The organism is Sorangium sp. So ce394 (genome assembly GCF_051474665.1).
In the GTDB taxonomy this organism is placed as follows: Bacteria; Myxococcota_A; Polyangia; order Polyangiales; family Polyangiaceae; genus Sorangium; species Sorangium cellulosum_D.
The window spans coordinates 4,181,248-4,194,841 of the sequence record NZ_CP150339.1; the positions used below are offsets into that span (position 1 = coordinate 4,181,248).

The 13,594-nt window shown below is 73.2% G+C and carries 10 protein-coding genes; 6 read left to right on the top strand and 4 right to left on the bottom strand.

Annotated features, from left to right (window positions below):
• Nucleotides 1–41 precede the first annotated feature (41 nt).
• The gene (locus tag WMF33_RS15535; protein WP_437337856.1) at nt 42–944 is read right to left on the bottom strand and encodes an alpha/beta fold hydrolase; all 903 of its coding nucleotides are present in this window, start codon (nt 942–944) and stop codon (nt 42–44) included.
• On the opposite strand from WMF33_RS15535, the gene WMF33_RS15540 reads away from it, so the two are divergent.
• Nucleotides 943–3,837: a CHAT domain-containing protein gene (locus WMF33_RS15540; RefSeq protein WP_437337857.1), complete on the top strand. Its 2,895-nt coding sequence runs from the start codon at nt 943–945 to the stop codon at nt 3,835–3,837. The two genes, WMF33_RS15535 and WMF33_RS15540, sit on opposite strands and share 2 nt — an antisense overlap.
• Nucleotides 3,838–3,917: 80 nt before the next feature.
• On the top strand, nt 3,918–4,409 hold the full coding sequence (locus WMF33_RS15545; RefSeq protein WP_437337858.1) for a hypothetical protein: 492 nt from the start codon (nt 3,918–3,920) through the stop codon (nt 4,407–4,409).
• 54 nt (nt 4,410–4,463) lie between these two features.
• Here the strand turns inward: WMF33_RS15545 and WMF33_RS15550 are convergent, their stop codons facing one another.
• Nucleotides 4,464–5,297 carry a hypothetical protein gene (locus WMF33_RS15550; protein ID WP_437337859.1) on the bottom strand — a complete coding sequence of 278 codons (834 nt, stop codon included), beginning with the start codon at nt 5,295–5,297 and terminating at the stop codon, nt 4,464–4,466.
• Between the two features lie 372 nt (nt 5,298–5,669).
• On the opposite strand from WMF33_RS15550, the gene WMF33_RS15555 reads away from it, so the two are divergent.
• Nucleotides 5,670–7,658 (top strand): PAS domain-containing hybrid sensor histidine kinase/response regulator, encoded by a 1,989-nt coding sequence (locus WMF33_RS15555; protein WP_437337860.1) that lies wholly within the window; start codon nt 5,670–5,672, stop codon nt 7,656–7,658.
• A gap of 204 nt (nt 7,659–7,862) precedes the next feature.
• Nucleotides 7,863–8,267 (top strand): hypothetical protein, encoded by a 405-nt coding sequence (locus WMF33_RS15560; RefSeq protein ID WP_437337861.1) that lies wholly within the window; start codon nt 7,863–7,865, stop codon nt 8,265–8,267.
• Nucleotides 8,268–8,441: 174 nt separating this feature from the next.
• Here WMF33_RS15560 and WMF33_RS15565 read toward each other — a convergent pair whose 3' ends face one another.
• Complete coding sequence (locus WMF33_RS15565; RefSeq protein ID WP_437337862.1) at nt 8,442–9,758, bottom strand: sensor histidine kinase; 1,317 nt, start codon at nt 9,756–9,758, stop codon at nt 8,442–8,444.
• Between the two features lie 364 nt (nt 9,759–10,122).
• Here WMF33_RS15565 and WMF33_RS15570 point away from each other — a divergent pair, with 364 nt between their 5' ends.
• The gene (locus WMF33_RS15570; protein WP_437337863.1) at nt 10,123–11,739 is read left to right on the top strand and encodes a hypothetical protein; all 1,617 of its coding nucleotides are present in this window, start codon (nt 10,123–10,125) and stop codon (nt 11,737–11,739) included.
• Between the two features lie 60 nt (nt 11,740–11,799).
• Here the strand turns inward: WMF33_RS15570 and WMF33_RS15575 are convergent, their stop codons facing one another.
• Nucleotides 11,800–12,429, bottom strand: coding sequence for a TetR/AcrR family transcriptional regulator (locus WMF33_RS15575; protein ID WP_437337864.1), 630 nt, complete (start codon nt 12,427–12,429; stop codon nt 11,800–11,802).
• Nucleotides 12,430–12,542: 113 nt separating this feature from the next.
• On the opposite strand from WMF33_RS15575, the gene WMF33_RS15580 reads away from it, so the two are divergent.
• Entirely contained in the window at nt 12,543–13,556 is a 1,014-nt protein-coding gene (locus WMF33_RS15580; protein WP_437337865.1) for a hypothetical protein, read from the top strand.
• Nucleotides 13,557–13,594 lie beyond the last annotated feature (38 nt).

Here is a 13,594-nt window from a genome sequence, read left to right on the forward strand (position 1 = left end):
CACGCCGGGCGATCTCTTTTGTATGGCATCTACGACGGCGTTCAGGCGTGCACGCGCCCGAGGAAGTCTCGCGTCAGCGCCACGATCTCCGGTAGGTTCGTCTCGAGCGCCCAGTGCCCGCCGTCGAGGAGGTGGAGCTCGGCGTCGGGCAAGTCTCGGAGATACGCGCGCGCCGCGCCCTCGGGCATGTAGCCGTCTTGCGGCCCCCAGACGATCAGCGTCGGCGGGCGGCGCTCGCGCAAATACGCCTGGTACCGGGGGAACCATGCGAGGTTGTCCTTCAGGCCCTCCATCAAGCCCACCATGATGTCACGGCGTTCCTCGGTCATGAGCGGCCAGGAGAGCTTCCACAGATCGGGAGGGATCCTCTCCACGAGCCGCTCATCGATCTCGCCCACGAACTCGTGACGGAACCCCTCCTCGCTGACGGCCTCGTACAGCTTCTTGCGGCCCTCCGGCGTCGGGTTCGCCCAGTACCCCTTCAACGTCTCGTACTTGGGCCCGAGCTCGTCCTCGTAGATATCGCCGTTCTGGAGGATCAAGGCGGCGACGCGCTCGGGCGCCTCGATCGCCAGGCGCAGGCCGATCTGAGAGCCGTAGTCGTGCAGGTAAAGGGCGTATCGCCCGAGCCCCAGCGCCCTCGCGAACCGGTCGAGCAGGTCGGCGTACCCGTCGAAGCTGTACGCGAAGCCCGCGGGCGTGTCGCTGTAGCCGAAGCCAGGATAGTCGGGCGCGAGCAGCCGCCATCGGTCCGCGAGCGCGGGCATGAAGTTGCGGAACTGAAACGAGGACGACGGATATCCGTGCGGCAGCAGGACGACCGGCGCGTTCGCCGGACCGGCCTCACGGTAGAAGATCCGGACCCCGTCGACCGAGATGGTACGATGTCGAACCGCGAGATCGGGCGTGTGCGCGCTGTTCCGTGAATCTAGGGTGGCCTTCATGGCCGTCCTCCTAGGGCCCGCTCGGCCGGTCGTCGACCCGGCCCCGCGCCGCGCCCGCGCGATCCCGCGCGCGGCGGGTCTCGCGCTCCTCGGCGCGGCGATGCTCGCGTGCGGCGGCGACGCGTGCGACCGGGCCGCCCCCGAGCCGCCGCCCTTGCCCCTCGAGGTCGAGCTCGCCGGATGCGGCGCCGTGCGCGCCAAGGGCGTCTGCGAGCTGCCGGAGGACGGGACGATCCGCGTCTGGGTGCGGGCGCCGGCGCAGGCCCGCGCCGCGCTCGCGCTCGACGGGACGCCCGTCGCGCAGGGGGGCGCGCCGGTCCAGGGCGGCGTGCTCACCCTCGTCCACGCGCCGGACGGGGCGCGCGAGCTCGAGGTGACGGCCGAGGGCGCGGGGGCGCGGGCCTCGTTCCGCGCGCGGCTCATCCCGTCGACCGCGGCGCCCGCGCTCAAGCAGGCCGAGGCCCTGCGCCGGCAGGGCAAGCTCGACGAGGCCGCCGCGCTGCTCGGCGCCCTGTCGTCGAGCCCGGATCCCGCGACGCGGGCCCTGGCGACGGGCAAGCTCGCCCGCGTGGACCTCGCGCGCGGCAGGGTCGAGGACGCGATCCCGCGCTTCGAGGAGGCGATCCGGTCGCACCGGGCCGAAGGGAGGATCTCCGACGAGTTCCTCGATCGGTTCGCCCTGTCGTACGCCCTGCTCTACAACGGCCGGCGGTTCACCGAGGCGCGGGAGGCGCTCGACGCGCTCGGCCCGCTCGAGGCGAGCCACCCGGAGGGGCGCGCGATGAAGCAGTATTACGCGGCGCTGGTCTCGTTCGAGACCGGCGACCTGCGCTCGGCGCTCCGGCAGCTCGACGCCTCGGCCGAGGGCGCCGAGCGCCTGGGCATGCGCGCGCACCTCCGGCACGTGCTGCAGCAGCGCGCCGACGTGCTCCAGAGCCTCGGGCGCGCCGGCGAGGCGCGGGCGCTCCTGCGCGAGCTCGAGGCGTCCACGCCGCCCGACGCGCCCCCGTGCGAGCGGGCCTCGCTCCTGAACGACCTCGGGTGGAACGCGCTCCACGTGGCCGAGGCCGGCGGCCCCATCGAGGACGGGCGCGGGGCGCTGGAGCAGGCGCTCGCGCTCTACGGCGGGCCGTGCCCGAAGCCCGCGAGCAAGGCCAACGCGCTGACCAACCTCGCGCTGGCCGCGCTCCGCGCGCGCGACGCGGCGGGGGCGCGCGCGCGCCTCGACGAGGCGCGGCGGGCGGTCCCGAGCCCCGACGCGCGCCTCGCGCTGCACTGGCTCGACATCGAGGGGCGCATCGCGCTCGGGCGCGGCGACGGCGCGGAGGCGCTGCGGATCTACGAGCGGCTCGCGCGGCTCGCCGAGCTGTCGGCGCTCGCGCACGGCCGCTACCGGGCGGCGCTCGGGCGCGGCGAGGCGCTCGAGGCGCTGGGGCGCCTCGACGAGGCGGACGGGGCCTACGCCGCCGCGGAGTCGACGCGCGGGGAGCTCGGCCTGCTCGCGCCGCTCGGCGAGGGCCGCGGGACGTTCCTCGGCCGCTTCGAGGAGAGCGCGCGCCTGCGCGTGGACCTCCTCTTGCGGCGCGATCCGGCGCGGGCGCTCGGGGCCGCGCGGCGGTCGCGGGCGCGCGCGCTCGCGGCGCTCCGCTGGAGCCATCGCCTCGCGTCGCTGAGCGCGGCGGAGCGGGCGCGCTGGGAGGGCGCGCTCGCGGCGTACCGGCGCGCGCGCGAGGCGTTCGACGCGGAAGGCCGGCAGGACTGGCAGCTCGCGGCGGACGAGCTCGAGCGCGCGACCGCCGCGCGGCAGCACCGCAGCCAGGCGATCCGGGCGATGCTCGACGAGGCGCTCGCGGTGCTGGGGCGCGCGGAGCCGGAGGCGGCCGACGACGGCGCGCTGCCGGCGCTGGGGGAGGGGGAGCTGATGCTCGTCTACCATCGCGTCCGCGACGGCTGGGCGGGTTTCGCGGTCACGCGGGCCGGCGTCGCGGCGCGGCGGCTCGCCGCGACCTCCGGGGCGGCGCCGGCCGGCGAGCTGTCCGCGGCGGCGCCGGCCGGCGAGCGCCCCGTGGGGGCGCCGGCCGGCGAGCTGTCCGCGGCGACGCCGGCCGGCGAGCTGTCCGCGGCGCTCCTGACGCCGTTCCGGGAGAGCATCGCCGCGGCGCGCCGCCTCCGCTTCGTGCCGAGCGGCGCGCTCGAGCAGGTCGACTTCCACGCCCTGCCCTGGAGCGGCGCGCCGCTCGTCGCGCACGCGCCGGTGACGTACGGCATGGATCTGCCCGGTCGGAGCGAGCGCGCCGCGCCGGGCGCGGGGGGCGGCGCGCTCGTCGTGGCCGACCCGCGCGGCGATCTGCCGGCCGCGCGGCGCGAAGGCGAGATCGTGGCGGCGGCGCTCGCCGGCCAGGGGCTGCGGGTGGAGCGGCTGTCGGGCGGCGCGGCCACGCACCCATCGCTGCGCGACGCGCTGGAGCGCCCTTCGCTCGAGCTGTTCCACTACGCGGGTCACGGCGCCTTCGCCGGGCGCGACGGCTGGGACAGCAGCCTGCGCCTCGCCGCGGGCGGCGAGCTCGCCGTGGGGGACGTCCTGGCGCTCCAGCGGGCGCCCGCGCGGGTCGTCCTCTCGGGCTGCGACACGGCGCGCACGGCGCCGACCGCCGGCGACGCGGGGCTCGGGCTGGGCCTGGCGCAAGCGTTCCTGCTCGCGGGCGCCGGGTCGATCATCGCGGCGGCGCGGCCGGTGGACGACGCCGTGGCGGAGCGGATGATGGCGGCGCTGTACGGCGGCGCCGGCTTCGCGACCGCCGACGCCGGCGCGCGGCTCCGGGAAGCGGCGCTGGCCGTGATGCGCGCGGCGCCGTCGTCGGACTGGGCGAGCTTCCGGGCGCTGGTCCCCTGAGCGCACGAAACCCTCGTCAGAGGCGCCGTGGCCGCGGCGTAGAAGACAGCGATCCCGGACAACAACGGAGAAACCAACCGATGGTACATCGCGTCGTGTCGTGTCTTGGTGCTTTCCTCCTTGCCGCGCTCCATTTGTCGAGCGGCGCAGGTCTCGCGGCGGCCGAGCCGGCGATCCCCGACGCGGAGCTGGCGCCGGACGGCGAGCTCGCCGGGGAGGAGGGAACGGACGGCGACGGGGGGATGGATCCGTCCGACCCCCAGTGCGGCGCGTGCGCCGTGTACAGCCTGCAGGAGCAGAGGCTCTATGCGATCCTCTCGAGTGAGGGCACGGCGCCCGACATGCGCCTCGATTTCTATTCTCGGAGCCGCGAGCTCGTCGGCATCTACGTGCTCAAGTCGGGCGCGTACTTCGGCCGCGGCAGGATGGCTTATTCGGTCCCGGGGGGGCCCACGCCGGACGTGGCGGAATGGGGGGTGATGCGCTGGAGCGACAAGACCGGCGCGATCCACGAGATGTTGATCCCCCTCGTGAACACGTGGCTGGGCTGGGACCACCTGAACAGCCTCTAGCCCTCCTCGCCGCCGGCGCGATGACCGCCGGACCGCGCCGGCGCGGCGACCGGCTCAGGGCGCGGGGACGCAGGTCCCGCCGCCGCAGTCGGCGGTGCAGAGCCAATGGCCCCTGTCGGGATCGCAGGTGCACACCGACGGCGTGCACCCCTCGTCGGCGCAGATCTGCCCCTCGGGGCAGCCCTGGGTCTTGCAGCCGACCGGGCTGGGACCGCTGCACGCGGGCTCGTCGGGCACGCATGTGCCGCCGCCGCAGTCCTCGGTGCAGGCCCACGCGCCGGTCGCAGGATCGCAGGCGCACTGCGAGGGCGCGCACCCCGCGTCGGCGCAGGTCTGCCCCTCGGGGCAGCCCTGGGTCTTGCAGCCGACCGGGTTGGGACCGCTGCAGGTGGGCTCGTCGGGCACGCAGGTGCCGCCTTCGCAGTCCTCGGTGCAGTACCACGCGCCGGACTCGGGATCGCACCCGCAATGCGAGGGCGCGCAGCCCTCGTCGACGCAGGTCTGGCCCTCGGGACAGCCCTGGACGTGGCAGCCGACCGGGCTGGGACCGCTGCACCTCGGCTCGTCGGGCACGCAGGTGCCGCCTTCGCAGTCGTCGGTGCAGTACCACGTGCCGGTCTCTGGATCGCACCCGCAGCGCGAGGGCGCGCAGCCCTCGTCGACGCAGGTCTGGCCCACGGGACAGCCCTGGGCGTGGCAGCCGACGGGGCTCGGGCCGCCGCACTCGGCGCCGGGGCCGCTCGACGCGCCGGCGCCATGGCCGGCGCTGCTCGCGCCGCCGCCGTCACCGCCGGCGCCGCCGCCCAGCGGCGAGCTCCCGCACGCAGCGACGAGCAGCGAGAGCGCCGACGAGCAGCAGAGCGAAAATGCGATCTTCGAGAGCCTCATCACCAAGCCTCCTGCCGCATCAATCTACGGCATCCCTCCCGCGGGTCACGGCCCCGTCGCGGCGCCGATCCGGCGATCGCCGTCTGCGGGTGTCTCCGCGTCTGGATCTCCTCTCATGTCGCGCGTCAGGGCTCCGCATCGGCATGATGCCCCTCCGAGCAGCCTCATCCAGATCCTGATTCCGAGTGAGCGGCAGAAATGTCTGCGGAGGGCGGAATACCGACCAGCGCCTCGGCCCGCGGCGCGCGTGGCGTTTCGAGACGTGACCTGCGCGGGGCGCCGCTTCCGGGGGAGGAAGCGCTGCCGTTCGGCTCGCTCACGCTCGTCGCGGAAGTGGTCAGCAGGGCGTGGATCGAGCATCCTCTCTGCGTCATGTCTGTTTTGTTACAGCCGAGCGGGTTGGCCGATCCGGGCGTCAAGGAAACGCTTCGTGCGAGCGAGGAGCGCTTTCGGCTGCTCGTCGAGACCATCCAGGACTATGCCATCTTCATCCTGGACGACCGAGGTCATGTGGCCACGTGGAACCCGGGGGCGGAGCGGATCAACGGCTACGAGGCCAGGGAGATCGTCGGCCGCCATTTCTCGACGTTCTACCCGCCGGAGGACGTGGCCGCGGGGAAGTGCGACCGCGAGCTCGAGCAGGCGACCGCGCTCGGGCGGGTGGAGGACGAGGGGTGGCGCGTCCGCAAGGACGGCACGCTGTTCTGGGCCAGCGTCGTCATGACGGCGCTGCGGGACCGCGATGGCGCCCTGATCGGCTTCGCGAAGATCACCCGGGATCTGACGGAGCGCCGGCATGCGGAGGAGGCGCTCCGCCGGAGCGAGGAGCGCTTCCGGCTGCTCGTCGAGAGCGTCAAAGACTACGCCATCTTCATGCTCGATCCGCAGGGCGTCGTCACGACCTGGAACCGCGGGGCGCAGGAGCTCAAGGGGTACACGGCCGAGGAGATCCTCGGGCACCATTTCTCTCGCTTCTATCGGCAGGAGGACGTCCGCGCCGGCAAATGCGCGTGGATGCTCGAGGTCGCCGCCCGCGACGGGCGGGTGGAGGACGAGGGGTGGCGCGTCCGCAAGGATGGATCGCTGTTCTGGGCCAGCGTCATCATCACGGCGCTCCGCGGCCCCCACGGGGAGCTCGTCGGGTTCGCGAAGGTCACGAGGGACCTCACCGAGCGGCGCCGGGCCGAGGAGGAGCGCCTCCGCCTCGTCCAGGCGCAGGAGGCGAACCGCATGAAGGACGAGTTCCTCGCGACGATCTCGCACGAGCTGAGGACGCCGCTCAACGCGATCCTCGGGTGGTCGTCGCTCCTGTGCGACAGCGTGAGCGACCCCGAGATCGCGAAGGCCTTCGACACGATCCGGCGAAACGCGCAGGCGCAGGCGAGGATCGTGGAGGACGTGCTCGACGTCTCGCGCATCATCACCGGCAAGATGCGCATCGAGACCAGGCCGCTGAGCTTCGCGGCCATCGTGGATCAGGCGATCGAGGTCGTCCGCCCGGCCGCGGACGCCAAGGGCATCGAGCTCGTCGTGCAGGGCGGAGGGCGCCCCCTCATGCTCCTCGGGGATCCGGCGCGGCTCCAGCAGGTGGTGTGGAATCTCCTGTCCAACGCGGTGAAGTTCACCGAGAAGGGGGGGCATGTCCGCGTGGAGATCGAGCAGGCAGGGGCGAGCATCCACCTCGCCGTGCACGACGACGGGCGCGGCATCGATCCGGCGATGATCTCCCACGTGTTCGAGCGGTTCTGGCAGGCCGACAGCTCGATCACCCGCAGGTTCGGCGGCCTCGGGCTCGGGCTGTCGATCGTCCGCCACATCGTCGAGCTCCACGGCGGCACCGTCTCGGCCCGCAGCGCCGGCCATGGCCGAGGGTCCAGCTTCTTCGTCACGCTGCCCGTGCGGGCGGTGGCGTCCGCGCCCGAGCACGACGCCGAGCGACCCCCCGAGGCGGCCGCTCGGGAGCCGACGCAGGCGCAGCTGGACGGCCTCCGCGTGCTCGTCGTCGACGACGAGCCGGACGCGCGCGAGCTCGTGAGCGCCGTGCTCCGCCCGCGAGGGGCGGAGGTGCACGTCGCGAGCTCCGCGTCGGAGGCGCTCTCGGCGATCGCCGCGGTGAGGCCGGACGTCATCGTGAGCGACGTCGGCATGGCCGATCTCGACGGCTACGCGTTCATGCGGAGCGTGCGGGCGATGGCGCGGGACGACGGCGGCGCGACGCCCGCGATCGCGCTCACGGCGTACACGAGCGGCGCGAGCCAGCGGCTCGCCTTCGAGGCGGGGTACGACGAGCACCTCGGAAAGCCGGTCCACCCGGAGGACCTGGTGAGGCTCGTCCGGAAGCTCGGGCGAGGGCAGGTCTAGCTCCCTCCGGCGTGGCCCAGCGGGGCGCCCTCCGCCGCCGCGTCGCCCGCGGTGAAGGGCTCGCGGTATCACCGGTCGCACCATTCACCCTATTCACCCTATTGCCACCCTGCGCGCGCTGGTTGACATAGAAAACCCTACTCGATCCGCATCTCTCCTGGAAAAGTGACGATTGCTGGGCCCGCTTGCGGTATGAACGGACTCATGGAGATCAAAGATCTGTCGGACTCCCTGCGCGCCGACCCTCGCTTCACCACCCGTCGCAAATGGCTGATCCTGAGCGAGCTCGTCTACCTACCTACGCGTGAGAAGGTGGAGGAGGGCTTCCGCTATTTCACCTGCCCAGTCGAGGCCCTCACCGCCGCCCTGGCGAGGCGGGACTTCGCCGCCATCGCGAAGCTCCCCTTCGCCCTCGACGCGGAGGGCGACCCGGACACCTCCGCCGTGCGCCTGGATCTCGCCTACACCGCGTCCGGTGCCCTCGCCGCCTTCCAGCCCGTGGAGTTTCGCGAGCACGTGCCCACGCCCCTGTCCGCGTCCGTGATCCTCGAGGGTGCGGAGGCCCAGGCCCTCCGCGAGACGCTGCGAGAAATCGACCAGTCCGCCTAAAGCGGTTTTCACCCCTCTCCAGTACATGCGCTCCAGAGCGGCGTTCACCCGCACAGGAGACGGGTCCAGCTCGGCGTTTTCGGCGCGGAAGCGCACTCCAGTGCGCTGAGCACCGAAAACGTCGAGATGGGCCCGTATCCGAAGCGGGTGAGCGCCGCTCTTGCGGGTGACCCGTCAGCATGCCGGGAGCCGGACGCAGAAGCAGCTCCCCGGGCGCCCATCGCTGTTGTCCCGCACCTCGATCGTGCCGCCGTGCGCCTCGACGGCCAGCTTGCAGAACGTCAGTCCCAGCCCGCGGCCGGAGCGCGCCGCGACGTTCGGATCGTCGAGCCGGACGTACCTGTCGAAGATGTGGTCGCGCAGGTGGGCAGGGATGCCGGGGCCCTCGTCGCACACGAGCACCTCCACCCAGCGCGCGTCGACCGGCCGCGCATCGACGTGCACGGCGCCGCGCGCGGGCGTGTGGCGGAGGGCGTTGTCGAGCAGGTTCTGCAGCACCCGGCGCAGGAGATCCGCGTCGCCCCGGGCGCGGCAGCAGCGCGGCGCGCCGGGGCGGAGCGCGATGCGCTGGTCGCGGGAGGCCGCGAACGGCTCGAGGATCTCGGCCACCTCCTCCAGCAACGCCGTGAGGTCGAGCTCATCCAGCCGAGGCACGAGCGCCCCCAGCTGCCGGCTCGAGGTGTCGAGCAGGTTCATCGCCGTGCGCTGGATGAGCTCGGCCGAGCAGAGCACCCGGCTCCAGCGGCGCCGTTCCCGCTCCTCCAGCGCCGGATCCCGCAGCCGAGCCCTGGCGGTCAGCAGGATGCCGGCGGCGGGGCTCCTGAGGTCGTGCGCGAGGAGCTCGTTCAGCGCGTCGCCCTGCCGCTGGCTCTCCGCGAGCGCCTCGTGCCGCTCCGTGAGATCGCGGGTCAGCGCGTCGAGCTCGTCGATCCGCGCCTCGGCCTTCTCCATGCGCTCGCGGAGGGCGATGTTGTCCATCGCCAGCGCGGCGCCGTCGGCGAGCGCCTGGAGCAGCGTCACCTCGTGCGCCGTGGCCACGCGCGTCGAGCCCCAGTAGCACCCGATCGCCCCGAGGGGAGCGCGCGCGTGGATCGGCACCATCGCCATGCTCCGCACGAACGTCGGCCTGTAGACGCCGAGGGGGATCCGGGGATCGAGCGCGATATCGTCGACGATCGCCGGCCTCCGATTCCGCATCACCCACCCGCTGACGCAGCTCGACATCGGGAATCGCCTGCCCTGCCAGAGCGAGGAGATCGCGTCTTCCCTGGCATAGTGGCAAAGCTCACCGTCGCGGAGGACGAACGACGCGCCGTCGGCGCCGGTGAGCTCCCGGGCGGCTCGGGCCGCGACGTTCAGGAGGGTCGGGAGATCGGGCGCGCGCCACAGCTCCCCCACGGCGCAGAGCAGGCGCTCCGCGCCGTGATTCTCTCGGAAGCTCGGGTCCTGACCGTTCGAGCGGGCTGGATCTCCTGGGCCCTTTGGGTTCATCTCGGCATGCTCTAACGCCTGGCCCCTCGCCCGACAAGGCGAACCGCCGGCGCCGCGCGCGGCGCGGCCTGCGAGCTCATGCACCTCGGCCGACGCCGCTCTGCTCGCCCGCGCCGAACGCGCCGAACGCGCCGGACGCGCCGGACGCGCGCAACGCGGCGAACGCGTAACGACAGCGGAGCGGGCCCATGCATCCATGGATATTCCTCAATCACCGTGCTATCGTGTGAGGCGATCTGCTTGATTCGACAGTTCACCGGGTGTTCGCTCCGTCACGCTGGTCCCCCGCTCGATGACTTGATCCTGGGGTCTCGGGCCCACGCGCGACGGTGAAAGGAGAACTATGCCTAGGTCCTTTGCATTCGTGCTTGCTGGGTCGATCGCTCTTGGGGTCTCGCCGCCGGCGCACGCGAAGCCGTCGGTCCTCGTCGAGGGGGCGCGGCTCCACGGCGCCAACGGGATGAACGTGGGGCCGGATGGCCGGCTGTACGTCGCGAGCCTGCTCGGCGACGAGATCGCCGTCGTGAACCGCAAGAGCGGGAGCGTCGTGGACCGGCTCGACGGGTCGGACGGCGTCGAGGGCCCGGACGACCTCGCGTTCGGCCCGGATGGCTCGCTCTACTGGACGTCGCTCCTCACCGGGAACGTCGTGCGGCGCTCGCCGTCGGGGGACATCACCGCGCAGAACGTCGCGCTCGGGGTCAACCCCATCACCTTCTCCGATACGGGGCGGCTCTTCGTGGCCCTCGACTTCCTCGGCGACGGCCTCTACGAGCTCGATCCCGATCTGTCGGCGCCGCCGCGCTTCATCGCGGGCAACCTCGGCTTCCTGAACGGCATGGACTGGGGCCCCGACGGCAGGTTGTACGGGCCGATCTGGACGCAGGGCAGGGTGGTCAGCATCGATGTGGACTCCTGCACCGGCGCGGTCGACCCGGAGGCGGAGTGCGACATCCGGACGGTCGCCGACGGCTTCTTCATCCCCGCGGCGGTCAAGTTCGACGGGCTCGGCCGGCTCCACGCGGTCGATCAGAACGGCGAGGTGGTGCGGATCGACGTCGCGACCGGCGACACGGAGGTCCTCGCGGTGCTCCCGCCCGGCCTCGACAACCTCGCCATCGACGCGCAGAACAAGCTCTATGTCTCGAGCGCCACCGACGGCTTCGTCGTCCGGATCGAGCCGGACGGCGGGGTGCGCTCGCTGCTCCCGGGTGGCCTCGTCCTGCCCGGCGGCGTGGCCGTGCTGAGCGAGGGAGGGGCCGAGACGGTCTATGTCGGCGACACGGCCTCGCTCCGCACGTTCGATGGCGATACGGGCGAGCCGCTCGGCGTTGAGCGGTCGTTCCTCGGCGTCTCCGAGATGCACGCGCCCACCACCGTGTCGGCGGACGGCCCGGCGTTGATCTTCACCTCGTGGTTCGCCAACGTGGTTCAGGTCTACGACCCGGCGACCGCCTCGGTGCTCGAGACCTACAGCGACTTCGCCACGCCGCTCAACGCGGTCCGGTTCCAGGGCGATCTCGTGGTGGCCGAGCTCGGCGCGGGGCAGGGCGCGGGGCGCGTCGTCCGCGAGACCGGCGGCGGGCGCGTGACCCTCGCGCCGATGTCCGTGCCCTCGGGCCTCGCCGTCGAGGGCGGCGACCTCTGGGCCGCCGACTGGGCCACGGGCGAGGTCCTCCAGCTGGTGTCCGGCGGCGCGACGCTCTCTCCGCCGCTCGTGGTGGCCGCCGGCCTGTGGCAGCCCGAGGGGATGGCGGTGGATCTGGACGGCACCCTGCTCGTCGTGGAGAGCGGGAGGCGAAAGCTCCTGCGCATCGACCCGTCGACCGGAGAGATCACGGTTCTGGCAAAGCACCTCGAGGTGGGGCTCCCGGCGATCACCGGGACGCCGCCGACCTTCGCGATGAGCAGCGTCGCCGTGGGCCCGTCGGGCGCGATCTACGTGTCCGGCGACAAGGCCAACGTCCTTTATCGGTTCTGAGCGATCGGCCCGGCCGGCGGCGGGGGCCCGCCGCCTCGCGGCCACCGCGGATGGCGCCGCTCAGCCGCCCTTCGAGAGCCACCGCACGATCAGCGACTCGAGCGCCTCTGCGGCGGCCGCCTCGTCGGCGCGGCCGCGGAACATCTCGGCCGCGAGCGCCTCGGCGGCGCCGATGATCGCCACGCAGCGGAGGTGCAGCTCGCGCTTCGAGAGCTGGACGCACGGCGCGAGCGCGTCCCGGTAGATCGTCACGTACCTGTCGAGCAGCTCCCGCTCCACGGCGTCCATCTGCTCGTCGCCCTTCAGCGCCGCGAGGATCGCGAACCACTGGGGCCCGACCGTCGCGCAGCAGTGCATGTACGCGGCGCTGACGACGCGCGCGACGTCCTCCAGGCGCTTTTGCGTCCGCGTCAGCGCCTCGAGCAGCGCCGCGACCTGGCGATCGTCGATCTGCCGCGCGAGCGCGATGAGGAGCCCGGACCGCGTCTCGAAGTGCTCGTACGCGATCGGCTTGCTGACGCCGGCGCGCTCGGCGAGGTGGCCGAGCGTCAGCGCCTCGGTGCCCTCCTCGCGCGCGATCTGCTCGGCCGTCTCGAGCAGCTGCTCGCGGCGCTCCGCCTTCGGCAGGCGCTTGCCGGGGGCATCGCCCCTCGGCCGGGTCGGGGTCCGCGCTGCGTTCGTCTTCGCCATGCGCCTTGACACTACCACGAGTAGGTTCATGTTACCAAAGGTAACTTACTGATGGTAGGTTGCTTCGAGCACGCCCGGCCGCTCGCGCGACCCGGCGGGAGGAGTCCATTCCGATGAGCACACGTACGATGTCTCCAGTTCTCTTGATCGGCGGCTCGGGTCACGTCGGCGCGCGCGCGGCGAGGGCGCTCCGGCGCCTGCATCCGGATCTCCGGATCGCGATCGGCGGGCGCGACGGGCGCAAGGCGGCGGCGGTCGCCGCGGAGGTCGGCGGTCCGACGGCGGCGGTGACGGTCGACGTCCAGAGGAGCGACCTCGGCCTCGAGCCGGGCTCGTCGTTCAGCGCCATCGTCACGCTGGTCAAGGACGAGTCGTCGAACGCGCTGAAGCGCGCGCAGGCGGACGGCGTGGCCTATCTCGCCTTCTCGGACTTCGTCACGGAGATAGGCCCCCTGGTCGCCCATTACGTGGCGCGCCCGACGCGCGCTCCCATCCTCATGCTGGGCCACACCTTCGGCGGCACGGCGACGCTGGCGGCGCTGCACCTCGCCCAGGAGCTCCGGAGCGTCGACGCGATCGCGATCGCGGCCGTGATCGGCGCGGACGATCACGGCGGTCCCGCGTCGAGCGCCGATTTCGAGCGGCTCCGGCAGGTCGGGGAGGCCGCGCTCGTCCTCGATGACGGGAAATGGACCTGGCTGCGCGGGGAGGCGGCCACCAGGCGCGTCGTGGACGCCGAGGGCGCGGCGCACGTCGGCCAGGCCTTGCCGCTGTCCGACGTGGTCAGCCTCGCGGCGGCGACCGACGCGCGATCGATCCGGACCGACCTCGCCGCGCGCGGCAGGGCGGCCGGCGGCGCGGGCCCCCTGACGGAGCTCATCGTCGAGGTGTCGGGGCGGCGCCGCGACGGGTCGGGGGCGCGGCTGCGTTACGACATCGTCGATGCGGACAACCTCTCTCGCCTCAGCGCGTACGGCGCCGCGATCGCGACGGAGCGCCTGCTCGGGCTCGCGGGCGGCCCGCCGGTCGGCCCGGGCCTCTACAACCCGGAGAGCGTGCTCGACCCGGCGAGCGCCATCGCGCGGCTCGAGGAGCTCGGCGCGCGCGTCCGCCGCACGCTGGCCTGAGCGCCGCGCGCTGGCCTGAGCGCCGGGCCGCCGGACGC

Coding starts and splice junctions, on each gene's coding strand:
- WMF33_RS15540 (WP_437337857.1), top strand. CDS start 943: ATGGCCGTCCTCCTAGGGCCCGCTCGGCCGGTCGTCGACCCGGCCCCG.
- WMF33_RS15535 (WP_437337856.1), bottom strand. CDS start 944: ATGAAGGCCACCCTAGATTCACGGAACAGCGCGCACACGCCCGATCTC.
- WMF33_RS15545 (WP_437337858.1), top strand. CDS start 3,918: ATGGTACATCGCGTCGTGTCGTGTCTTGGTGCTTTCCTCCTTGCCGCG.
- WMF33_RS15550 (WP_437337859.1), bottom strand. CDS start 5,297: ATGAGGCTCTCGAAGATCGCATTTTCGCTCTGCTGCTCGTCGGCGCTC.
- WMF33_RS15555 (WP_437337860.1), top strand. CDS start 5,670: ATGTCTGTTTTGTTACAGCCGAGCGGGTTGGCCGATCCGGGCGTCAAG.
- WMF33_RS15560 (WP_437337861.1), top strand. CDS start 7,863: ATGGAGATCAAAGATCTGTCGGACTCCCTGCGCGCCGACCCTCGCTTC.
- WMF33_RS15565 (WP_437337862.1), bottom strand. CDS start 9,758: ATGAACCCAAAGGGCCCAGGAGATCCAGCCCGCTCGAACGGTCAGGAC.
- WMF33_RS15575 (WP_437337864.1), bottom strand. CDS start 12,429: ATGGCGAAGACGAACGCAGCGCGGACCCCGACCCGGCCGAGGGGCGAT.
- WMF33_RS15580 (WP_437337865.1), top strand. CDS start 12,543: ATGAGCACACGTACGATGTCTCCAGTTCTCTTGATCGGCGGCTCGGGT.